Source organism: Cellulomonas edaphi (assembly GCF_030362815.1).
Lineage (GTDB): Bacteria > Actinomycetota > Actinomycetes > Actinomycetales > Cellulomonadaceae > Cellulomonas > Cellulomonas edaphi.
Genome location: NZ_JAUCGR010000002.1, coordinates 1,073,066 through 1,094,486, shown reverse-complemented (window position 1 = coordinate 1,094,486; position 21,421 = coordinate 1,073,066). Strand labels below are relative to the sequence as shown.

Genomic DNA, 21,421 nt, shown 5'->3' with positions numbered 1-21,421 from the left:
GACGCTGTGCGCCCGCGCGCGGTTCGTCGCGGGCGTGGCGCCCGACCTGGTCCTCACACGGGGGTGAGCCGGGGTGGCGGGCGGCCGGTGCGGCAGGGGAGGATCGAGCGCATGTCCTTCAACCGCCCCACCAAGGTCCCGCGCACGCCAACGCTGCCGCAGGGAGAGACGGTGGCGACGTACGGGACGTACCTGGAGGCCCAGCGCGCCGTCGAGCTGCTCGCCGAGAAGTCGTTCCCGGTGCCCATGCTGACCATCGTCGGGGCCGACCTGCGGATGGTCGAGCGGGTCACGGGCAAGCTCTCCTACCCGCGCGTCGCCTCCGGCGGCTTCCTCACCGGCGCGTGGTTCGGCTTGTTCGTCGGGCTGGTGCTGACGCTGTTCTCGACGGAGGAGGGCACCAGCCCGTTCCTGCCGTCGATCATCATCGGCGGTGCCTTCGGTCTGCTGTTCTCCGTGCTGACGTACGCGTTCGCCCGCGGGCGGCGCGACTTCACGTCGTCGAGCCAGATCGTCGCGTCCTCCTACGCCGTGCTGTGCCACCCGGAGAAGGCGCACCAGGCGCGCCATCTGCTGCAGGGCATCGGCGGGGTCAACGCCGGATGGCCGCCCGCCGCCACCGCGGGCGGCGTCCCGACGCCGACCCAGCCGCCGGCCGTGCCCACCCAGCCGCTCGGGCTCACGAAGCCGCGGCTGCCGGAGGACGGGGGGTCGGCGCCCGCACCGGGTCCCGAGGCGCCGGGCGCTCCGGAGACCCCGACGCAGCCTCCTGCGCCGCCGCAGTCCTGATCCGGACGCGTCGGCCTCGCACCCCCGCGCGCGTCCCCCTCGGCGTGACGAAGTAGTCCACCCACGACCGGAACCTTCCGGGCGTCACCTCGACGACCGGTGCGCCTGGGAAGGCGCTGGTCGAGACGACCGTGGTCGCCTTGACCGCCATCAGCATGCCGAACGGTGCGGGATCCATGACCGACCTCCTGCTCGTGCGGGCCCGGGTGGCCCGCTCGCAGGGATGACGGCCGGTGGCGGCCGATCTCGACTCAGGGCAGCAGGTCGGCCATCCAGGCCTCGATCGCGTCGGGCTCGCGGGGGAGCGCCGCGCTCAGGTTCACGTTGCCGTCCGCCGTGATGAGCACGTCGTCCTCGATGCGCACGCCGATGCCGCGGTACTCGGCAGGCACCATGAGGTCGTCGGACTTGAAGTACAGGCCCGGCTCGATGGTGAACACCATGCCGGGCTCGAGCACGCCGTCCAGGTACAGCTCGGCGCGGGCCTGCGCGCAGTCGTGCACGTCGATGCCGAGGTGGTGGCTGGTGCCGTGCACCATCCAGCGGCGGTGGTGCTGGTTCTCCGGGTCGAGCGCGACCTCCGCGGGCACGGGCAGCAGGCCCCAGTCCTCGAGACGGTGGGCGATGACATCCATGGCGGCCGCGTGGATGTCACGGAACCGCGCGCCCGGGACGGCCGCGGCGAACGCGGCGTCGGCGGCGTCGAGGACCGCCTGGTAGACGCGTCGCTGCACCTCGGTGAACGTGCCCGACACGGGCAGCGTCCGCGTCACGTCGGCGGTGTAGAGCGAGTCCACCTCGACGCCCGCGTCGATGAGCACCAGCTCGCCCGCGCGGACCGGGCCGTCGTTCTCGGTCCAGTGCAGCGTGGTGGCGTGCTCACCGGCCGCGGCGATGGTCTCGTAGCCGACCGCGTTGCCCTCCTGCCGGGCGTGCCCGACGAAGGTGCCCTCGATGACCCGCTCCCCGCGAGCGTGCTCCTGCGCGACGGGGAGCCGCGCGACCATCTTCACGAACCCCTCGATCGTCACGTCGACCGCCAGCTGCATCTGCTCGATCTCGTAGGCGTCCTTGACGAGCCGCAGCTCGGACAGCGCCTCGGCGAGCTTCTCGTCGCGCTCGCCCGCTGCCTCGGAGGCCCGGATCTCCTCGACGACGGCCTCGATGGTTTCGTCGGCGCCGGGCACCACCAGCACCTGCACCCCGTCGGGGCCGACGTCCTTGGACAGCGCGTCGCGCAGCTCGTCGACGTGGGCGGTGGGGATGCCGGTCGACGTCTCGAGGTCCTCCAGCGTGGGGCGCGCGCCCACCCAGAACTCGCCGTAGCGGGAGTCGGAGAAGAACTCGTCGGTGTCGCGCCCCGCCATCGGCCGGACGTACAGCACGGCCCGGTGGCCGCTGCCGTCGTCGCCCGTGCCGTCCGCGACGGGGTGCAGCACGAGGACCGCGTCGGGCTCCTGCTCGACACCCAGGCCCGTGAGGTGGGCGAACGCGGAGTGCGGGCGGAACCGGTAGTCGGTGTCGTTGGAGCGGACCTTGAAGGTGCCCGCCGGCACGACGAGGCGGTCGCCCGGGAACTGCGCCGAGAGCGCGCTGCGGCGGGCGGCGGTGTGGTCGGCCGCCGGGCTGCGGGTGGCGCTGGACGCGGGGCGCGCGTCCCAGCCCGAGGTGATCCAGCGGAGGAACTCGGGGGAGCCGGGGCGCTGGGCACGGTTCGAGCCGCGGTCAGCCAGCGGCTGGGGCTCGGTCGGGGCGGCCTGTGCGGGGGTCTCGGGCGTCACGTCCTGGCTCATGCGGCCATTGTCCCACCGCGCCCGGGGCGTCCGGCCGGGACGTCTGCTGGAGCGCATGCACCGTCGCCCGGGCCTCGCTCCTCTCTGCCCACCCCCGTCGGTCGCGCCGACCGCGCGTCCTGCGGCCCGACCGCGCGTGGCGCGCGGCTAGCGCTCGCGCCGCATGACCCGCGGTCGGCGCAGGGCTGGCCGCGCGCCAGGGGCTGGCTGCGCGCCGGTCGGCTGGCCGCGCGCCGGGGCTGGCTGCGCGCCGGTCGGCTGGCTGCGCGCCGGGGCTGGCTGCGCGCCAATGCCGACCGCGCGTCCTGCGGTCCGACCGCGCGTGGCGCGCGGCTAGCGCTCGCGCCGTATGGCCCTCGGTCGGCGCAGGGCTGGCCGCGCGCCAGGGGCTGGCTGCGCGCCGGTCGGCTGGCTGCGCGCCGGTCGGCTGGCTGCGCGCCGGGGCTGGCTGCGCGGCAGCGCCGACCGCGCGTCGTGCGGCCCGACCGCGTGTGGCGCGCGGCTAGCGCTCGTGCCGTATGACCCGCGGTCGGCGTAGGGCTGGCTGCGCGCCGGTCCGCTGGCTGCGCGCCAGTCCGCTCGCTGCGCGCCGGGCTGGCTGCGCGCCGGTCGGCTGGTGGCTGCGGGGTGTCGCGACGACGCGGGAGCGGCCGCGCGTGACGTCACGGCCGCTAGCGTGGGGGATCGTGCGCATCGACCTGCATACCCACTCGACCGCCTCGGACGGCACGGGCTCGCCCGCCCAGGTGATCGCCGAGGCGGCCGCCGCCGGGCTGGACGTCGTCGCGCTGACCGACCACGACACGACCGCCGGCTGGGCCGAGGCGGCCGAGGCGGCGCGTGCGCACGGCGTCGCGCTCGTGAGGGGCACGGAGGTGTCCGGTCGCTCGCGCGGCATCTCGGTGCACCTGCTCAGCTACCTGCAGGACCCGGAGCACCCGGCTCTGGTGGCGGAGCTCGACCTCACGCGGGAGGCGCGCGTGCACCGGGCGCAGCGGATGGTCGAGAAGCTGAGCCGGGACGTGCCGATCACCTGGCAGGACGTCCTCGAGCACTCCCGCGGCGCGGTCGTCGTCGGGCGGCCGCACATAGCGGACGCGCTCGTCGCCCGCGGCGTGGTCCCCAGCCGGGACGTGGCCTTCCACGACCTGCTGCGCGCCGACGGCCGCTACCACGTGCCGCACTACGCGCCCGACGCGCCCGACGCCGTGGCGGCGATCCGTGCGGCGGGCGGCGTGCCCGTGTTCGCCCACCCGGGCGCGGACGCCCGCGGCCGGGTGGTGCCCGACGCGGTCTTCGACGAGCTCGTGGAGGCGGGCCTTGCCGGCATCGAGGTGTTCCATCGCGACCACTCGCCCGCGCAGCGCGAACGCCTCTCCGGGATCGCCGCACGCCTGGGCCTGCTCGTCACGGGCTCGTCGGACTACCACGGGTCCGGCAAGGCCAACCGGCTGGGGGAGAATCTCACCGAGCCGCACGTCCTGGCGGCGATCGAGGAGCAAGGAGAGTTCGAGGTGATCCGCGCGTGAACGACGTGCTGGACCCGCGGCTGTTCGGGTCCGTGTTCATCACGTTGTTCGTGATCATGGACCCGCCCGGCACGGTCCCCATCTTCCTGGGCCTGACGGCCGCCATGACGCGCAAGCAGCGCAACCGGGCCGCGCGGCAGGCGATCCTCGTCGCGTTCGGCGTGATCGTGTCGTTCGCGATCTTCGGTCAGCAGCTGCTCAACTACCTGCACATCTCGCTGGCGGCGCTGCAGGCGTCGGGCGGCCTGCTGCTGCTGCTCGTCGCCATGGAGCTGCTGACCGGAAAGATGGAGGAGCCGCAGCCGTCGGGCAACTCCAAGGTCAACGTCGCCCTCGTGCCGCTCGGCACCCCTCTGCTGGCGGGCCCGGGCGCGATCGTCGCGACCATGGTGTTCGTGCAGCAGTCCGACGGCACGCCCGCCGACTGGTTCGCGATCGCGGCCGGCGTGCTCGCCGTGCACGTCTGCCTCTACCTCTCGATGCGCTTCGCCAACGTCATCCACAGCGTGCTCAAGGACTCCGGCACCATCCTGGTCACCCGCATCGCCGGTCTGCTGCTCGCCGCGATCGCCTGCCAGCTGATCGCCGACGCGGTCACCGCCTTCGTGCAGGCCGCCTGAGCAGAGCGCCGGACAGCACGAAGGGGCGCCCGCGGTCGCGGGCGCCCCTTCGTCGTGTGATGCGGGTGCGGTCAGTCGGCGGTCGGGGCCGACTGCGTGGGCGCGCCGCCCTCGGTGGGGCGACCGCTGCGCGTGCGGCGGCGGTTGCGGCCGCGGCGTGCGCCCGTGCGGGCCTCGCCCTCGCCCGTCGGTGCCTGGCCCGAGTCGGAGCACGGTGCGGGGTTCGTCGAGGTCGTCGGCGGGCCCTGGTCGGTGCGTGGACGGCTGTCGCCGCCGCCCGACCGGCCGCGGCCACCGTCACGACGCGCGCCGCCGGCCCGGCCGCCACCGTCACGCCTGCCACCGTCCCGGCCGCCCTGACGCGGGCCCCGGTCGCCGCCGACGGGGCGTGCGCCACCGCCCCGCTTGCCGGTCTCGCCCAGGTCCTCGAGCGCCTCGGCCGACAGGCCCTCGCGGGTCTGCTGCGACTTGGGCAGGCGTCCCTTGGTGCCGGCCGGGATGTCGAGGTCCTCGTACAGGTTGGGCGAGCTCGAGTAGGTCTCGACCGGCTCCGGGATGCCGAGCCCGAGCGCCCGGTCGATCAGGCCCCAGCGCGGGATGTCGTCCCAGTCGACGAACGTCACGGCCGTGCCCTTGTTGCCCGCGCGGCCGGTGCGACCGGTGCGGTGCAGGTAGGTCTTCTCGTCCTCGGGGCACTGGTAGTTGATGACGTGCGTGACGTCCTCGACGTCGATGCCGCGGGCGGCGACGTCGGTGGCGACGAGCACGTCCACCTTGCCGTGGCGAAACGCGCGCAGCGCCTGCTCGCGCGCGCCCTGGCCCAGGTCGCCGTGCAGCGCGCCGGCGGCGAAGCCGCGCTCGACGAGGTCGTCGGCCACCTTGGCCGCCGTGCGCTTGGTGCGCGCGAAGACGATGGTGAGGCCGCGGCCGTTGGCCTGCAGGATGCGGGCCACCATCTCGACCTTGTCGAGCGCGTGCGCGCGGTAGACGACCTGCTTGATGTTCTTGACCGTCTGGCTGCCGTCGTCGTCCGGGTCCTGCGCGCGGATGTGCGTCGGCTGCGTCATGTACCGACGGGCCATCGCGACGACGGCGCCGGGCATGGTGGCCGAGAACAGCATCGTGTGGCGCGACGCCGGCGTGGCGGCGAGCAGGGTCTCGACGTCGGGCAGGAAGCCCAGGTCGAGCATCTCGTCGGCCTCGTCGAGCACCACGGTCTTGGCGAACGACAGGTCCAGGTGCCGCTGCTTGAGCAGGTCGATCATGCGGCCGGGCGTGCCGACCACCACGTCGACGCCGCTGTTGAGCGCAGCGATCTGCGGCTCGTACGCGCGGCCGCCGTACACCTGCACCACGCGCACCGAGCGCTTGGCCGACGCGGTGGCGAGGTCGCCCGCCACCTGGACAGCGAGCTCGCGCGTCGGCACCACGACGAGCGCCTGCGGCTTGCCGGGGGCCGGCAGCGCGTCGAATCCGTCCTCGCCGGGGGCGAGCACGCGGTTGAGCAGCGGGACGCCGAAGCCCAGCGTCTTGCCGGTGCCCGTCTTGGCCTGGCCGATGATGTCGTGGCCCGCGAGGGCGACCGGCAGCGTCATGGCCTGGATGGGGAAGGGGTGCGTGATGCCGGCGGCGGCGAGCGCCTCGACGATCTCGGGGCGGACGTCGAAGTCCGAGAAGGACGCGTCGACGGCCTGGACCGAGGAGTACGTGCTCTTCAGCGGACGCGTCATGGGGGCGGCGAGGGCGGAGGCCTCGGTGGTCTCGATCTCAGGATCGATGGTGGTCACGGTCGACTCTTCACTGCGAAGGGTGGTGCGCCGCGCGCGGTCCGGGGCCGACGACGGGCGTCGGGCATCCCGGGCGACAGCGGTCGTCGCCACTCGGGTTGGCCGGCAGCCGATCGTGAAAGTCGTCCCGCGAGCTCCTCCGAGCACTCCGTCGAGGAGGTTCGGGGCTACGCGGGATGGTCGTCAGACCGGGAAACCGAGACGACCGGGCAACCGATGTACCCCTGCAGTCTATCTGACGGACCCCGCGGCGGTGGTTGCGCCCCGCGGGCGCTTCCGGAGGCCCGCGCGACGAGGACTCCCGCCGCCTCCGGTGTTCGCGCCGGCAGGACGCGACTAAAATGCGCCGGATGACGACCACACGGCCCGACGCAGCATCGCAGCCCGCAGTCGACAGGTCCGACGCCCCCGCCAACAGCGCCGACGTCGTCGAGCTGCTGGGCCTGGTGGCCCACTTGGAGCACACGGCGTTCGTCCGGCTGGCCAACGACTCGGCCATCGCCCCCACGGTCGGTCAGCGCCTCGAGCTGAGCCGGTTCGCCGCCGCCGCCGTCGAGCGGCGCGACCGCGTGCTCGCGCGCGTCGTCGAGCTCGGCGCGGAGCCCGAGGTGGCGATGGGCCAGTTCGTGGACGTCCTCGTGGACTTCGACGAGCGCACGCAGCCCAGCACCTGGTGGGAGCGCCTGCTCAAGGCTTACGTCGGTTACGGCGTCGCCGACGACTTCTGTCGCATCGTCGCGGAGGGCCTCGACGAGCGCTCGCGCGAGATCGTCCTCGAGGTGCTCGACGACGCCTCGCACGCCGACCTCGCGGTCACCGAGCTCGACGCCGCCGGCTCCGACGACGGCGTGCTCACGTCGCGGCTCGCGCTGTGGGGTCGCCGGCTCGTGGGGGAGGCGCTCGGCGTGGTCCAGGGGCTGCTCACGCAGCGGCCCGCACTGGCCCGTCTGCTCGCGCGGTCCGACGAGCGCACCGCAGCGGCGAACGGCGAGCAGCCCGCGCCCGCCGCTGCCGTGACCACGAACGCGCCGGCGAAGGTGTTCAGCGAGCTCACCGCGCAGCACACGCGGCGCATGTCCCGTCTCGGCCTCACGCCCTGAGCTGCGGGGCGCGTTGCGACGCCGGCCCCGACGAACGACGAAGCGGGACGGCCCGTGAGGAACCGTCCCGCTTCGAGCTCGTCCGACCTCAGATGGTGCCGAAGCCGACCCGCCCCTTGGTCTCCGCGCCGATCTCGACGAAGCCGAGCGACGCCGTCGGCACGATGATGTGCCGGCCGCGCGAGTCGACCAGCTCCAGCGCGGGCTTGCCCGCCAGGGCGGCGGCCACGGCCGCGGCGACCTCGTCGGCCGTCTGCTCCGACTCCAGCACGATCTCCCGCGCCAGGTTCTGCACCCCGATCGTGATCTCCACCGTCAGCTCCTTGTTGTGGCCCGATGCGCGGCACCTGCCGCTGCTGGCTCGATCCTAGGTCGTCGTCGGCCCGGGTTCCGCTGCGTCCGCGCTCGGCGAAACCGCAGCGTGCGGCCGTGGCGTCAGCCCGCGGTGTACTCGAAGTCGGGGCGGATCAGGCCCTGGACGCCGGCCCACGCGAGCTGGGACACCAGCTCGGCGGCGTGCTCGTGCCCCTCGTCGTCCGGCGTGCGGTAGCGGTGCGTCGCGGCACCCTGGGCGAGCGAGATGAGCGCGACGGCCAGGATCTCGCAGTCGTCGGCGGGCAGACCCGTCACGGGTTCGAGCACCGCAGCGATGCGGCGGGCGGTCTCGGACGACGCGTACTCGACCCGCGCGCGCACGTCGGCGTCGTGCGTGACGTCCGACTCGAAGAGCAGTGCGGAGGACTCGCCCGCCGTCTCGACGAAGGTCATGTACGCCCGGACGATGGCCGCGACGACGGCACGACCGTCACCCGGCGCGACCGGTCCGGTCTCGACGGGCCGCACCGCCTCCTCGACCGCGGCGAGCAGGTCCGTCCCGCGCTGGTCCACCACCGCGAGGTACAGGTCCAGCTTGGACGGGAAGTGCCGGTAGAGCACCGGCTTGGAGACCTCGGCGCGTTCGGCGATGTCGTCCATCGAGACGTGGTGGAAGCCCTCGGAGGAGAACAGCTCCTGGGCGATCCGGAGCACCTGGGCGCGTCGCTCGTCGCGCGCCATGCGGGGGCTGCGGGGCCGGTGCCCCGGTGTGCTCGCCGCCGCCGTCATGCCGCGATGGTAGCCACGGCATGTGACGGGGATGTCACGATGTCGCTGTGACATCCGCGGGATCCCACGCCTCGGACGCCTCGGGGACGCCGCAGCCACCCGATCGGCGGCACATCCGGCCGCGTGCTCGGCGTTCGTTGCTGCCGCTCGTGGTCACGGCGGTCGCGGTCGGGCTCGTGGCGGGCGGGGTCACCGCGCGCTCGGCGCGGACCGAGGAACCCGCCGCGGCGTCGTCGGAGACGTCCCGGTCCGCTGCTGCGGCTGCTCCGGGACCGGCCGCCTCGGGACCGCCCGCCTCAGGACCCGCCGCCTCGCAGCCCGCCGGTGCGGTGCCCGCGGCCTCCTCGGCTCCGTCGGTCCGGGCGACGCCCGTCCCCGCGCTCGCGGACCGCCGCGCTCCGAAGCAGACGCCGACGCCGAAGCCGACGCTCCCGCCGGGCCTGACGCAGGCCGACGTGGATGCCGGGCTCCGGGGCGAGACGGTGCACGACTCCGCGTCGGGCAGGCTCGTGGTGGTCCCGGGATCGGACCCGGGACCGGGTGTCGGGTCGGTCCGGCGCGTGCGGGTCGAGGTCGAGAAGGGCCTGCCGGTGGACCGTGCCAGGTTCGCGGCGTTCGTCATGGCCACGCTGAACGACCCGCGCGGCTGGGGTGCGGACGGCTCGCTCTCGTTCGCGCGGACCGACGGACCGGCGGACATCCGGGTGGTGCTCGCCTCGCCCGACATGGTCGACCAGATGTGCGCACCGCTGCGCACCCGTGGCGAGGTCTCGTGCGGCCGCGGAGGCCACGCGACGCTCAACTTCCGCCGCTGGGTCCGGGCCACCGACGAGTTCGACGACCACACCGTGTACCGCCACTACGTGGTGAACCACGAGGTCGGGCACCTGCTCGGTCACCCGCACCAGGGATGCCCCGGCGCGGGGAAGCTCGCGCCCGTGATGCAGCAGCAGTCGTACCAGGTCGCGCCGTGCGTCCCCAACGCCTGGCCGCACCCCCACGCCGGGTAGTGATCGCGGGCGACGCGCATGTCGGCGGGCCGTGATGGGATCTACCGCGTGACCGATCCCGCCCTGCGCCTGCTGCGTCCTGCGCTGGCACGGGAGGCCCCAGCCGTCGCGCTCGACGAGAGCCAGGCGGCCGTCGTGCGCAAGGTGGTGGACGGGGTGCCGGCCGTGCTCGCGCTCGGGGCACCCGGTTCGGGCAAGACGACGGTGGCCCTGGAGTCGGTCGTGTCGGCCGTGGAGGCGGGGACGGATCCCGACCGCGTCCTCGTCCTCGCCGCCAGCCGCCGGGGGGCGGCGGACCTGCGCGACCGGCTCGCCGCGCGGTTGCGGCGCACCGCCGGGCGAGGGCTGGTGCAGACGCCCGCCGCGGCGGCGTTCGCCGTGCTGCGCGCCCGGGCGGGGCTCCTGGGCGAGCCGGCGCCGACGCTGGTGTCCGGCGCCGAGCAGGACCTGCTGCTGGGGGACCTGCTCGCGGGCCACGCCGAGGGCGAGGGCGTCCGCATCGACTGGCCCCCGCAGGTGCCGCCGGAGGCGCTGGGCGTGCGTGCGTTCCGCGACGAGCTGCGCGACCTGCTCATGCGCGCCGCCGAGCGTGGCCTGTCGCCCGTGGACCTCGCGGAGCTGGGCGCACGGCACGGCCAGCCGCAGTGGGGGGCTGCTGCCCGGTTGTACGAGGAGTACCTCGACGTGCTCCAGCTGCGCAGCGGCACCCCCGACCTGGGCGTCCGGTACGACCCCGCGGTCGTGGTCGACGAGGCCTCGCAGGCCCTCCTCGCCTGGGACGACGAGGTCCCGCGCGCTGCGCGGCCACGCTGGGACCTCGTCGTGGTGGACGACTACCAGGAGAGCACGTCGGCCACCGCGCGGCTGCTGCGCGTCCTGGCCGACGACGGCGCGCGACTGCTGCTGCTCGCCGACCCCGACGTCGCGGTCCAGACGTTCCGCGGTGCCAGCCCGGCCCTCGTGGGCAGGGCCGCCGTGGTCGGCGACGGCGAGGGCGAGCTGGGCGCGCGGGTCATATGCCTCGACGCGGTGTGGCGGCACGGTGCGGCCGTGCGCGAGGTGGTCGCCCGGATCACCGAGCGCGTCGGGACGGTCGGGGCGGTGCGTCACCGGCGGGCCGCGACGCACGACGAGACGGGCGGGTCCGTGCGCGCCGCGGTCCTTCCGAGCGCCGCGCAGGAGGCGGCGTTCGTCGCCCGCGCCCTGCGCAGCGCCTACCTGCAGGACGCGGTGGACTGGTCGGACATGGCGGTCGTCGCCCGCTCGGGGGCTCAGGTGACCGCCATGCGCCGCGCGCTGGCGAGCGCCGCGGTGCCGGTGAGCGTGCTGGGCAGCGACGTGCCGCTGCGCGACGAGCCGGCCGTGCGCCCGCTGCTGCTCGCCATGGCGGTCGCCGTGGGAAGCAGGTCGCTGGACGCCGCGGTCGCCACGCAGCTCGCCTGCTCGCCGCTGGGCGGACTCGACGCCGTCGCGCTGCGCCGGGTACGGCGCGCGCTGCGTGCGGAGGAGCTCGCCGGCGGAGGCGGCCGCAGCAGCGACGCGCTGCTGGTGGAGGCGCTCGGCGGTCGTGACCGCGCCATCACCCTCGCGTCGTCGGTCGCGCGTCCGGTGCACCGGCTCGCCGACGTGCTCGCCTCGGCGCGGGAGGCGGCCGAGGCGCCCGGCGCCGACGCCCAGCGCGTCCTGTGGGCGCTGTGGGCGGCTTCCGGGCTGGCCGAGCCGTGGCGCCGGTCGGCTCTCGCCGGCGGCGCCGCCGGGGAGCGCGCCGACCGCGACCTCGACGCGGTGCTCGCGCTGTTCCGCGCCGCCGAGACCTTCGTCGACCGCATGCCGCGCGCGACCCCCGCCGCGTTCGTCGACTGGCTGCAGGCGCAGGACCTGCCCTCGGACAGCATCGCCGCACGCGCGCGGCGGGCCGACGTCCAGGTGCTGACCCCCGCGGGAGCGGCGGGTCGCGAGTGGCAGGTGGTCGTCGTGGCGGGCGTGCAGGAGGGCACGTGGCCCGACCTGCGCCTGCGCGACTCCATGCTCGGGTCGCAGGTGCTCGCGGACGTCGTCGCGGGACGAGCGCCCGCACCGGGCGCCGACGCCGCGGAGCGCGCCGCCCAGGCGCGGCAGGCCGTGCTGTCCGACGAGCTGCGCTCGTTCGCGACGGCGTGCTCGCGGGCGCGCTCCCGGCTGCTCGTGACCGCCGTCGCGGACGCGGACTCCCAGCCGTCGCCGTTCCTCGACCTGGTCCACGCTGTCGACGACGAGACCGACGACCCGCGGCGCACGTCGGTGGGCTCGCCGCTGGACCTGCGCGGGCTGGTGGCTCGTCTGCGGTCGACGGTGGAGGCCGCGGCGGAGCGGGGCGACGACCCCGACCCCGATGCGGTCGCGACGCTCGCGCGCCTGGCGGCCGCGGGCGTGGACGGTGCGGACCCGAGCACCTGGCAGGGGCTGGCCGAGCCGTCCAGCGACGAGCCGCTGTGGGGGCCGGACGAGCGCGTGCCGGTGTCGCCGTCGCGCATCGAGACGGCCCAGCGGTGCACGCTGCGCTGGGCGCTCGAGGCGGCGGGAGGGACCGCGGCCGACACCGGTCACCAGACGCTCGGCACGCTCGTGCACGCGATCGCGCAGGAGCACCCGGACGGCACCTACGACGAGCTGGTCGCCGCGCTCGACGCGCGGTGGGGCGAGCTCGGGCTCGGGACGGGCTGGCCGGCACGAGCCACCCGCGCCAAGGCCGAGGCCATGGTCAGGCGGCTGGCCGGCTACCTCGCGGGCGCGGGCGAGGCGCTGCTCGTGGAGGGCGGCTTCGAGCTCGCCACCGACCGCGCGCTCGTCCGGGGCACCGCCGACCGGATCGAGTCCGCTGGCCCGGGCGCGGTGCGGGTCGTCGACCTCAAGACGGGTGCGAGCCCACCGTCGGTGGCCAAGGCCGCCGAGAACCCGCAGCTCGCGGCGTACCAGCTCGCGGTCGACGAGGGCGCCTTCGCGGAGCTGCCCGAGGGCGTGAGGTCGGCGGAGGCTGCGCTGGTCTTCCTCGGCACGGGGTCGTCCGCGACGCTGCGTACCCAGCCCGGCCTGGAGCGGGAGGTCGACGGGCCCGGGTGGGCTCGCACGCTCGTCGACGCCGTCGCCGGCTCGATGGCGGCCTCGACCTTCGTCGCGACCGCCAACGACCTGTGCGACCGCTGCCCCGTGCGCCGCTCGTGCCCCGTGCGCGGCGAGGGTGCGCAGGTGGTCGCATGAGCACCGTGGCACTCCCCAGGGCCTCGACGCTGAGCGCGGTCCAGATCGCGGAGCTGACTGGCCAGCCGCGCCCCACCGCGGAGCAGGAGCGCATCATCGAGGCCCCGCTGCTGCCCGCGCTGGTGGTGGCGGGGGCGGGCTCCGGCAAGACGGAGACGATGGCTGCCCGCGTGGTGTGGCTGCTCGCCAACGGGTGGGTGGCCCCCGAGCACGTGCTCGGGCTGACGTTCACCCGCAAGGCCGCGGGCGAGCTGGGCGAGCGCGTGCGGCGGCGCGTGCGCCTGCTCGTGCGGTGCGCGGCGGCTGCGGGTGTCGAGCTGCCGGGCCGTGACGCGCTCGGCGCCGGCGGCGTGCTGGACGGGCTGGCGCGGCCCACCATCTCGACCTACAACTCCTACGCCGCCTCGCTCGTCTCCGACCACGCCCTGCGCCTCGGCCTCGACCCGTCCGCGCGGCTGCTGGGCGAGGCGGCCCAGTGGCAGCTCGCCAGCGAGGTCGTCGAGGCCTGGGACGACGACCTCGGCACCGACGCGGCACTCTCGACGGTCGTCGAGGCGGTGCTGGCCATGTCCGGTGCGCTCGACGAGCACCTGCTCGACCCGTCCCGGGCGCGGGCCGGCATCGAGGGCATCGCCGACGCCCTGCTCGCAACCCCCGCGGGGATGCCGCCGCGCAAGCCGTACGCCGAGATCCTCAAGCTGGTCGGCTCGCTGGGGGAGCGCGCGCGCCTGCTCGACGTCGTGGCGCGATACCGGGAGCGCAAGCGCGCCGCCGACGCGATCGACTTCGGCGACCAGGTGGCGCTCGCGGCACGGCTCGCGCGGGACGTGCCGGAGGTGGGCGCCGCCGAGCGCGAGCGGTTCCGCGTGGTGCTGCTCGACGAGTACCAGGACACCTCGTTCGCCCAGCTCACGTTGCTGTCCGCGCTCTTCGGCGGTGGCCACCCCGTGACGGCCGTCGGTGACCCGCACCAGTCCATCTACGGGTGGCGCGGTGCCAGTGCGGGCGGTCTCGAGGGCTTCCCGGCCACGTTCCCGATCGTGGAGGACGGCGGCGGTCTGCGGCGTGCGGACGTGCACCAGCTCTCCACGTCGTGGCGCAACGACGCTGCCGTGCTCGACGCGGCCAACCAGGTGGCGGCGCCGCTGCGGGTCGCGGACGCGCCGGTCGCGGTCCCGATGCTCGCCACGCGTCCAGGCGCCGGGCGCGGTCGCGTCCTGGCCCACGTCGCGGAGACCGTCGAGGACGAGGCGCGCGCCGTGGCGGAGTTCGTCGCCGAGCGGTGGCGGCCCGCCGGCCGCGACGGCACGCGCGTGAGCGCCGCGGTGCTGTGCCGCAAGCGCTCGCAGTTCGAGCCCCTGCGCCGTGCGCTGCGTGCCCGCGGGCTGCCGGTCGAGGTGGTCGGCCTGGGCGGGCTCCTGTCGGTGCCCGAGGTGGTGGACCTGCTGGCGGCGTTGCAGGCCGCGCACGACCCCACGCGCGGCGACGCCCTCATGCGGTTGTTGACGGGAGCGCGCACGCGGCTCGGCGCGTCGGACCTGCACGCGCTCGGTGCGTGGTCCAGCGAGCTCGCGGGCCGGCTCGCGGGGCGGGGGCGCGACGCGGGCGTCGAGGCCGACTCCGTGGACGCGCGCAGCATCGTCGACGCGCTCGACGACCTGCCGCGCCCCGGGTGGCGCAGCCCCGCCGGGAGGGCCCTCTCGGAGACCGGCAGGGCGCGGCTGGTCGAGCTCGCGGGCCTGCTGCGCACGCTCCGGGCGCACGCCTACCTCGCCGTTCCCGAGCTCGTCGCGGAGGCCGAGCGCGTGCTGGGCCTGGACATCGAGGTGGCCGCCCGACCGGGCGTGAGCCCGGGCGCCGCGCGCGCCCATCTCGACGCGTTCCGGGACGTCGCGGTGGAGTTCTCGCGGGCTTCGGACCACCCGACGCTCGGTGGGTTCCTGTCCTGGCTCGAGGCAGCCGACGCCCGCGAGAACGGCCTCGAGATGCCGGTCACCGAGCCGAACCCCGACGCTGTGCAGATCATCACGATCCACGCCGCGAAGGGACTCGAGTGGGACGTGGTCGCCGTCGCGGGCATGGTGGACGGCGGGCTGCCCGCCACCGCCACGCAGGGCAAGGACGGCCCCAAGGACTCGGCGTGGCTCGTCGGGCTCGGCACCCTGCCGTACCCGCTGCGCGGCGACCGCGCCCACCTGCCGGCCTTCGCCTACGAGGGTGCCGCGGACCCCAAGGACCTCGAGGAGCGGCGTCGGAGTTTCGTCCTCGAGGCCGGCGACCACGAGGTCGCCGAGGAGCGCCGGCTCGCGTACGTCGCCCTGACCCGCGCGCGCACGGATCTGCTGCTGACGGCGGCGTGGTGGGGTGACGGCAGCCGCGCGCGGAAGGTGTCGACGTTCCTGCTCGAGCTCGCGGAGGCGGGTCTGGTCGAGCGGGCCGACTGGGCGCCCGCCCCCGACGAGTCCGCCGGCAACCCGCGTGCGGGCGTCACGGTCACGGCACCGTGGCCGGCGGACCCGCTCGCGACGGAGGACGGCTCGGCCGGCAGACGTCCCGCCCTGGAGGTGGCCGCGCGGTGGGTGCGCCAGGCCATCGAGGACTCGCAGCGCGCGGCCCCGGCGCGCGGCGCGCGTCCGGCGGAGCCCGCGAACGCCGTCGCTGGCGTGCATGCGGGAGAGCCGGCGGACGCCGACGCGCAGGGCTGGGCGGCGCTCGCCGAGCGGCTGCTCGCCGAGCAGTCACGCGCGCGCGCGTCGACCCGCGACGTGGAGCTGCCCGCGCACCTCTCGGCCTCGGCGCTCGTGCGGCTCGGTGCCGACCGCGACGAGTTCTCGCGCGCGTTGCGCCGGCCCGTGCCGCAGGAGCCGTCGGCCCAGGCCCGCGTCGGGACGCTGTTCCACGCGTGGGTCGAGGGCTACTTCGGCTCGGCCGCCCTCGTCGACGTGGACGCGCTGCCCGGAGCGGAGGACGCGCGCGACGGCGACGCCGATCCCACGGGGCTCGACGCGGACGTCGGCGCGCTGCGCGCCGCGTTCATGGCCGGGGAGTGGGCGCACCGTACGCCGGTCGCGGTCGAGGTGGACGTGGAGACGAGCGTCGACGGCTACGTCCTGCGCTCGCGGATCGACGCGGTGTTCCCCGATCCGCGGCCCGCGCCGCGGGGGGCCGGAGCGGCGCCGGGGACCGGAGCGGCAGCCGCAGCCGACGGATCGTCGCGCGGGCGGGTGGTGGTGGTCGACTGGAAGACCGGCGCGCCACCCACCGACCCGCAGACGCGGGCTGCCCGCGAGATCCAGCTCGCCGTGTACCGGCTCGCCTGGTCGCGCTGGACCGGCACGCCGCTCGCGGACGTCTCCGCGGCGTTCTGCTACGTGCGGGCCCAGGAGACGGTGTACCCGGAGCGGCTGCTCGGCGAGGAGGAGATCGTCGCGCTGCTGCGGTCGTCGACCGCCGCGGATCAGGCCAGCGAGGGCTCCGCGTCGGCGCCTGCGCGCGTGTGAGCGTCGAGGTCCTCGAGCATGGCGACGGCGTCCTCGACGATCTCGGCGCTGCCCGACCGCACGCCGTAGAGCAGCCAGCGCGCGAGCGCGAGCTCGCCCACCAGCAGGGCGCGATCCACCAGGTGGGGGTCGAGCAGCTCGGTGCGGCGCAGCTGGTACGCCTCGATGATCGAGTCGGTCGCGTCCGGCGGCGCGGCCACCAGGATCGAGGACAGGTCGTCTGCCGGGTCGGCGACGCAGGCGTCGCCCCAGTGCAGGATGCCGCTGACCACCCCGTCGCGGACCAGGATGCGCTCGTTGGTCAGGTCGCCGTGGGTGACGACGGGACGGAACCGCCACATCGCGACGTCCTCGAGACGCTCCTCCCACCGGCGCAGCAGCGTGGCGGGCACGCGTCCGGTGCGGGCCGCCTCGTCGACCTCGGCCAGCCGGCGGGCGCGGTAGCTCTCGGCGTCGTACACGGGCAGACCCGCGTTCTCGACGACCGACGGCGACAGCTCGTGGATGGCAGCGATGGCCCTGCCCACCGATGCCGACAGCCCGGGACCCGGGTGCAGCTCGCCCAGTGACAGGGTCCGGCCCTGGATCTCGGCGTGGACTGTGGCGCGACCCCCCTCGGGCAGGTGCGCGAAGCCGACCGGCCGGGGGACGTCGAACGGGAGGACCTCCGCCTCGACGGCGGCGCCCAACGCCTCGAGCAGCACGACCTCGGCCTCGAGCGCCGCTCCCGCGCTCGCGTGGACGGGGGCACGCACCACCCAGCGGCGCCGGGTGGAGTCGATGACCACCGCGATGTCGTAGTCGGTCCCCGGGTGCGCGGGGCGCCGGACGTCGAAGGCGTCCAGTCCGGGCACGGCGACAGTCGCCAGGGCGGCGAGAGCGAGCGGAGAGCGAGGCACGCGCCCAGAGTAGGGCGCGCACGGGCTCAGTCCCGGCGGGCCACGCGGCGTGTCTGCCCGCTTCGTCCCGTCATGGCCGAAGTCGGCGCGCGCGTGAGGGGAGACCGGCGTCCAGCGATGCCCACGTCGCCCGTGACGACCGACCCGGGCGGATGCCCGGCAGCTGGTCGCCCGACCCGTCGCGCGTGCGCCTGCCTAAGGTGGCGCCGTGAACTCCGACGAGCTGCCCCTCTCGCGTGCGGAGGCCGACCGTTCCGCCGAGCTCCGGACGAGCCCGGGCGCGCTGGCCGACGCGCTCGCCGATCCCGCGACCCGCGTGCTGCTGGTCTCCGACGGCAAGGTGCTCACCGAGGGGCCGAGCACGTTGGCACTGCTCACGGTCGCCGAGGCGATCGCGTCCGGAGCCTCGGGGGCCCGGACGACCCCGGAGCCCGCGCGAGCCGCGGCGCAGGAATCAGCCGATGTCGATGCCTGGGTGCTGCTCGGCCGGCACGCCGACGTGACGTACCTCGCGCTGCGCGTCCCCGCCGACCACCCGGCGCCGCCGCGGGGCGAGTCGGCGGACGTGCTGGTGCACCGCGGCCCGGGCACCCCGTCCGCCTCGTCCGCCGGATGGTCGTCCCTGCGCCAGATCGGCGGAGAGCTGGGCGCGCTGGAGGCCGGGCTGGCCACCACCGCGGTCGCCGTCGACGCCTGGCACGCCCGACACCCGCGGTGCCCGCGGTGCGGGGCCGCCACCAGCGTCGAGCAGGCCGGGTGGGTGCGCCGGTGCACGGTCGACGGCTCGGAGCACTACCCCCGCACCGACGCCGCGGTGATCATGGCCGTCCTCGATCCCGAGCACCGGCTGCTGCTGGGGCGCTCGGCCGCGTGGGCCGAGAAGCGGTTCTCGACGCTCGCGGGTTTCGTCGAACCGGGGGAGTCGCTCGAGCACGCGGTCCGCCGCGAGGTGCTCGAAGAGGCCGGCGTCGTCGTCGGCGAGGTGGAGTACCAGGGCAGCCAGCCCTGGCCCTTCCCGGCGTCGCTCATGGTCGGGTTCGTCGCGCACGCGACCGGCACGGTGCCGCGGCCCGACGGCAAGGAGCTGGTCGACGCGCGCTGGTTCACGCGCGAGGAGCTCGCGGCGGCCGTGCGGGCCGGCGAGGTGATCCCCCCGGGACGCGCGTCGATCGCGCGGGCGCTGGTCGAGGACTGGTTCGGCGGTCCGCTGCCGGAGCCGCTCGACCCGCGCGACACCTGGCGCTGAGTGCCGTGACCCGCCCCGGTGCGGGGCGGGCGGTCAGGCCGAGACGCGCTGCTTGACCTCGACGAGCGAGGGGTTGGTGGCCGCGGAGCCGTCGGGGAAGATCACGGTCGGCACGGTCTGGTTGCCGCCGTTGAGCGACGCCACGAGCTCGGCTGCGTCCGGCACGTCCTCGATGTCGATCTCGGTGTAGCCGATGCCCTCGGAGTCGAGCTGCGTCTTGAGCCGGCGGCAGTAGCCGCACCAGGCGGTGGAGTACATCGTGATGGTGCCGGGTGCGGGCAGGGTCTGCGCGGTCATCGAGTCCTCGGGGTGGTCGTCGTGGGCTTCGCTCATGGCCGACGCCTCGGACGCCGGCCGCTTGGTGCAACCGCGACCGTACCCGTCCTCTTCCCGCGTGCGGCGTGAGGTCGGACCACGGTCGCACCTGTGGACGGTCCGTGGTTGTCGGCGGCGGCTGCGAGACTGGGCACGATGTCCGCCGACGACCTGCTGGCCGCGCTCGACCCCGAGCAGCGCGCCGTCGCCACCGCCCTGCGCGGACCCGTCTGCGTGCTCGCCGGTGCGGGCACGGGCAAGACGCGCGCCATCACGCACCGCATCGCGTACGGCATCGCCGCCGGCGTGTACAAGCCGGGCAACGTCCTCGCCGTGACGTTCACCGCCCGCGCCGCGGGCGAGATGCGCACACGACTGCGGGCCCTCGGAGCGGGCGGTGTCCAGGCCCGCACGTTCCACGCCGCCGCGCTGCGCCAGCTCGGGTTCTTCTGGCCCAAGGTGGTGGGCGGCGCCCCGCCGCGCATCCTCGAGCAGAAGGCGCAGCTGGTGGCGGAGGCCGCCCGCCGCGTCGGCATCGCCGCGGACCGCACGGCCGTGCGTGATCTCGCGTCGGAGATCGAGTGGGCGAAGGTCTCGCTCGTGGTGGCCGACGAGTACGCCAAGGCGACGGCAGCCATCGACCGGGTGGTGCCCGGCGGCAACGACGCGCAGGCCGTCGCCCGCCTCATGACCGCCTACGAGGAGGTCAAGGACGAGCGCGCCGTCATCGACTTCGAGGACGTGCTGCTGCTGCTCGCCGCCATGCTCGCCGAGCGCCGGGACGTCGCCGACGAGGTGCGCGGCCAGTACCGGCACTTCGTGGTGGACGAGTACCAGGACGTCAGCCCGCTGCAGCAGTACCTGCTGGACCAGTGGCTCGGCGGCCGCAAGGAGCTGTGCGTGGTGGGCGACCCCAGCCAGACCATCTACTCGTTCGCGGGGGCCACGCCGCACCACCTCACGTCCTTCGCCTCGGCCTACCCGGGTGCGCAGGTGGTCCGGCTCGTGCGCGACTACCGCTCGACGCCGCAGGTCGTCTCGCTGGCCAACCGCGTGATCGACGCGACCCGGCGCGCGGGCGGCCCGACCCCCCTCGAGCTGCGTGCGCAGCGGCCGGACGGTCCCGAGGTGGGATTCACCACCTACGACGACGACGACGCGGAGGCGACCGCCATCGCGCGTGCCGCGGCACGCCTCATCGCGGCGGGCACGCGGCCCAGCGAGATCGCGATCCTCTACCGCACCAACGCCCAGTCCGAGGCTTTCGAGGAGGCGCTCGCGTCCGTCGGCGTCGGCTACCAGGTGCGCGGCGGCGAGCGGTTCTTCGCCCGCCGCGACGTGCGCGACGCGCTGGTGCTGCTGCGCGGCGGTGCGCGCGCGGCCGACCCCACGCAGCCGATGCCGGAGGCGGTCCGGGAGATCCTGGTGGGGGCGCACTGGACGCCCGAGCCGCCGGCGACGCGGGGTGCCGCGCGCGAGCGGTGGGACGCGCTGCAGGCGCTGGTCACCCTGGCCGACGAGCTCGCGGCGGCGACGCCCGAGGCCACCGTGGCCGACTTCGTCGCCGAGCTCGTCGAGCGTGCCGCCGCCCAGCACGCGCCGACGGTCGAGGGGGTGACGCTCGCGTCGCTGCACGCGGCCAAGGGCCTGGAGTGGGACGCGGTGTTCCTCGCCGGGCTCAGCGAGGGGCTGCTGCCCACGGCGCTCGCCGACACGCCCGCGGCCGTCGCCGAGGAGCGTCGGCTGCTGTACGTCGGCGTCACGCGCGCGCGCGAGCACCTGCAGCTCTCCTGGGCGCGCTCGCGGATGCCGGGCGGGCGCGCGTCCCGGTCGCTGTCGCGGTTCCTGGTACCCCTGTGGCCGGGCGCGACGCGCTCCCAGCCGCACGTCCCCCGCGAGGTGAGCGACGACCCGGCGGCGCGCAGGGTCGCGGAGCGGCTCACGATCTGGCGCGAGGAGCAGGCGCGCCAGACGGGCGTGACGGCGACCAGGGTGCTGACGACCACGGCGCTCGAGGCGATCGCCGCCCGCCGGCCCGCGACGCTCGAGGAGCTCGCACAGCTGCGAGGCGTCGGCCAACAGACGCTCGCCACCGTCGGCGACCGCATCCTCGAGGTCGTCGCGGACGCCGTCGCGCCGGTTCGCTAGGGCGTCGTCGCCCCATTCCTGGCGGAATTTCCGGCCTTCGCGGGCGCTCAAAAAACTCGTCGAAGAAATCTCCGATATTCGGTTGTCCGCACTTCCGGCCCCCGCCTAGGGTGGTCACGTCCTTGTAGAGAGGCCACGCCGAGAGGCTGGCTCGTAGCAGAAGGGGGTGGAGTCCGCGATGAAGAACATGACGGTCACGTCGACGCTTGTGTCTGAGCCGCGCCTGCGCTCCCTCGCACCCGTCGCTACGACGTTCCAGGGGCGTTCTGTGTCCACGTACGGGTTTGCGCCCATCGGGACCGACGTTCAGGTGACCAAGCCCGTCGGCGGCGCTCCCGCCACGT

At 75.3% G+C, this 21,421-nt stretch carries 15 protein-coding genes; 9 read left to right on the top strand and 6 right to left on the bottom strand.

The window, feature by feature from the left end; all coding sequences use genetic code 11:
* Positions 1–111 precede the first annotated feature (111 nt).
* Positions 112–789: a general stress protein gene (locus QRT05_RS11180; protein ID WP_289447305.1), complete on the top strand. Its 678-nt coding sequence runs from the start codon at positions 112–114 to the stop codon at positions 787–789.
* Positions 790–1,040: 251 nt separating this feature from the next.
* Here the strand turns inward: QRT05_RS11180 and QRT05_RS11175 are convergent, their stop codons facing one another.
* Complete coding sequence (locus QRT05_RS11175; protein ID WP_289447304.1) at positions 1,041–2,582, bottom strand: aminopeptidase P family protein; 1,542 nt, start codon at positions 2,580–2,582, stop codon at positions 1,041–1,043.
* Positions 2,583–3,268: 686 nt separating this feature from the next.
* On the opposite strand from QRT05_RS11175, the gene QRT05_RS11170 reads away from it, so the two are divergent.
* Positions 3,269–4,111 carry a PHP domain-containing protein gene (locus QRT05_RS11170; RefSeq protein ID WP_289447303.1) on the top strand — a complete coding sequence of 281 codons (843 nt, stop codon included), beginning with the start codon at positions 3,269–3,271 and terminating at the stop codon, positions 4,109–4,111.
* The gene (locus QRT05_RS11165; protein WP_289447302.1) at positions 4,108–4,731 is read left to right on the top strand and encodes a MarC family protein; all 624 of its coding nucleotides are present in this window, start codon (positions 4,108–4,110) and stop codon (positions 4,729–4,731) included. The genes QRT05_RS11170 and QRT05_RS11165 overlap by 4 nt, the downstream gene beginning before the upstream one ends.
* Positions 4,732–4,802: 71 nt before the next feature.
* Here QRT05_RS11165 and QRT05_RS11160 read toward each other — a convergent pair whose 3' ends face one another.
* Positions 4,803–6,461 carry a DEAD/DEAH box helicase gene (locus tag QRT05_RS11160; protein ID WP_289447415.1) on the bottom strand — a complete coding sequence of 553 codons (1,659 nt, stop codon included), beginning with the start codon at positions 6,459–6,461 and terminating at the stop codon, positions 4,803–4,805.
* 407 nt (positions 6,462–6,868) lie between these two features.
* On the opposite strand from QRT05_RS11160, the gene QRT05_RS11155 reads away from it, so the two are divergent.
* Positions 6,869–7,618 (top strand): ferritin-like fold-containing protein, encoded by a 750-nt coding sequence (locus QRT05_RS11155; protein WP_289447301.1) that lies wholly within the window; start codon positions 6,869–6,871, stop codon positions 7,616–7,618.
* 88 nt (positions 7,619–7,706) lie between these two features.
* Here the strand turns inward: QRT05_RS11155 and QRT05_RS11150 are convergent, their stop codons facing one another.
* Complete coding sequence (locus tag QRT05_RS11150) at positions 7,707–7,931, bottom strand: DUF3107 domain-containing protein (RefSeq protein WP_289447300.1); 225 nt, start codon at positions 7,929–7,931, stop codon at positions 7,707–7,709.
* A 122-nt stretch (positions 7,932–8,053) separates the two neighbouring features.
* Entirely contained in the window at positions 8,054–8,722 is a 669-nt protein-coding gene (locus QRT05_RS11145) for a TetR/AcrR family transcriptional regulator (protein ID WP_289447299.1), read from the bottom strand.
* Between the two features lie 47 nt (positions 8,723–8,769).
* Between QRT05_RS11145 and QRT05_RS11140 the strand changes: the two genes are divergently transcribed.
* The 3 genes from QRT05_RS11140 to QRT05_RS11130 are packed head-to-tail and all read left to right on the top strand — an operon-like array spanning position 8,770 to position 16,469.
* Complete coding sequence (locus QRT05_RS11140; protein ID WP_289447298.1) at positions 8,770–9,732, top strand: DUF3152 domain-containing protein; 963 nt, start codon at positions 8,770–8,772, stop codon at positions 9,730–9,732.
* A gap of 48 nt (positions 9,733–9,780) precedes the next feature.
* Positions 9,781–12,969, top strand: coding sequence for an ATP-dependent helicase (locus tag QRT05_RS11135; protein WP_289447297.1), 3,189 nt, complete (start codon positions 9,781–9,783; stop codon positions 12,967–12,969).
* Complete coding sequence (locus tag QRT05_RS11130) at positions 12,966–16,469, top strand: ATP-dependent DNA helicase (RefSeq protein ID WP_289447296.1); 3,504 nt, start codon at positions 12,966–12,968, stop codon at positions 16,467–16,469. Before QRT05_RS11135 ends, QRT05_RS11130 begins: the two co-directional genes overlap by 4 nt.
* Here QRT05_RS11130 and QRT05_RS11125 read toward each other — a convergent pair.
* Positions 16,427–17,368: a phosphotransferase gene (locus QRT05_RS11125; RefSeq protein ID WP_289447295.1), complete on the bottom strand. Its 942-nt coding sequence runs from the start codon at positions 17,366–17,368 to the stop codon at positions 16,427–16,429. The genes QRT05_RS11130 and QRT05_RS11125 overlap by 43 nt on opposite strands.
* Before the next feature lie 208 nt (positions 17,369–17,576).
* On the opposite strand from QRT05_RS11125, the gene nudC reads away from it, so the two are divergent.
* The gene (nudC, locus tag QRT05_RS11120; RefSeq protein WP_289447294.1) at positions 17,577–18,614 is read left to right on the top strand and encodes an NAD(+) diphosphatase; all 1,038 of its coding nucleotides are present in this window, start codon (positions 17,577–17,579) and stop codon (positions 18,612–18,614) included.
* Between the two features lie 33 nt (positions 18,615–18,647).
* On the opposite strand, the gene QRT05_RS11115 is transcribed toward nudC, so the two are convergent.
* Positions 18,648–18,911, bottom strand: a complete 264-nt coding sequence (locus QRT05_RS11115; RefSeq protein ID WP_289447414.1) for a mycoredoxin — start codon at positions 18,909–18,911, stop codon at positions 18,648–18,650.
* 174 nt (positions 18,912–19,085) lie between these two features.
* Between QRT05_RS11115 and QRT05_RS11110 the strand changes: the two genes are divergently transcribed.
* Positions 19,086–21,077 (top strand): ATP-dependent helicase, encoded by a 1,992-nt coding sequence (locus QRT05_RS11110; protein WP_289447293.1) that lies wholly within the window; start codon positions 19,086–19,088, stop codon positions 21,075–21,077.
* Positions 21,078–21,421: the final 344 nt, after the last annotated feature.

Coding starts and splice junctions, on each gene's coding strand:
- QRT05_RS11130 (WP_289447296.1), top strand. CDS start 12,966: ATGAGCACCGTGGCACTCCCCAGGGCCTCGACGCTGAGCGCGGTCCAG.
- QRT05_RS11110 (WP_289447293.1), top strand. CDS start 19,086: ATGTCCGCCGACGACCTGCTGGCCGCGCTCGACCCCGAGCAGCGCGCC.
- QRT05_RS11180 (WP_289447305.1), top strand. CDS start 112: ATGTCCTTCAACCGCCCCACCAAGGTCCCGCGCACGCCAACGCTGCCG.
- QRT05_RS11155 (WP_289447301.1), top strand. CDS start 6,869: ATGACGACCACACGGCCCGACGCAGCATCGCAGCCCGCAGTCGACAGG.
- QRT05_RS11175 (WP_289447304.1), bottom strand. CDS start 2,582: ATGAGCCAGGACGTGACGCCCGAGACCCCCGCACAGGCCGCCCCGACC.
- QRT05_RS11145 (WP_289447299.1), bottom strand. CDS start 8,722: ATGACGGCGGCGGCGAGCACACCGGGGCACCGGCCCCGCAGCCCCCGC.
- QRT05_RS11160 (WP_289447415.1), bottom strand. CDS start 6,461: ATGACGCGTCCGCTGAAGAGCACGTACTCCTCGGTCCAGGCCGTCGAC.
- QRT05_RS11115 (WP_289447414.1), bottom strand. CDS start 18,911: ATGACCGCGCAGACCCTGCCCGCACCCGGCACCATCACGATGTACTCC.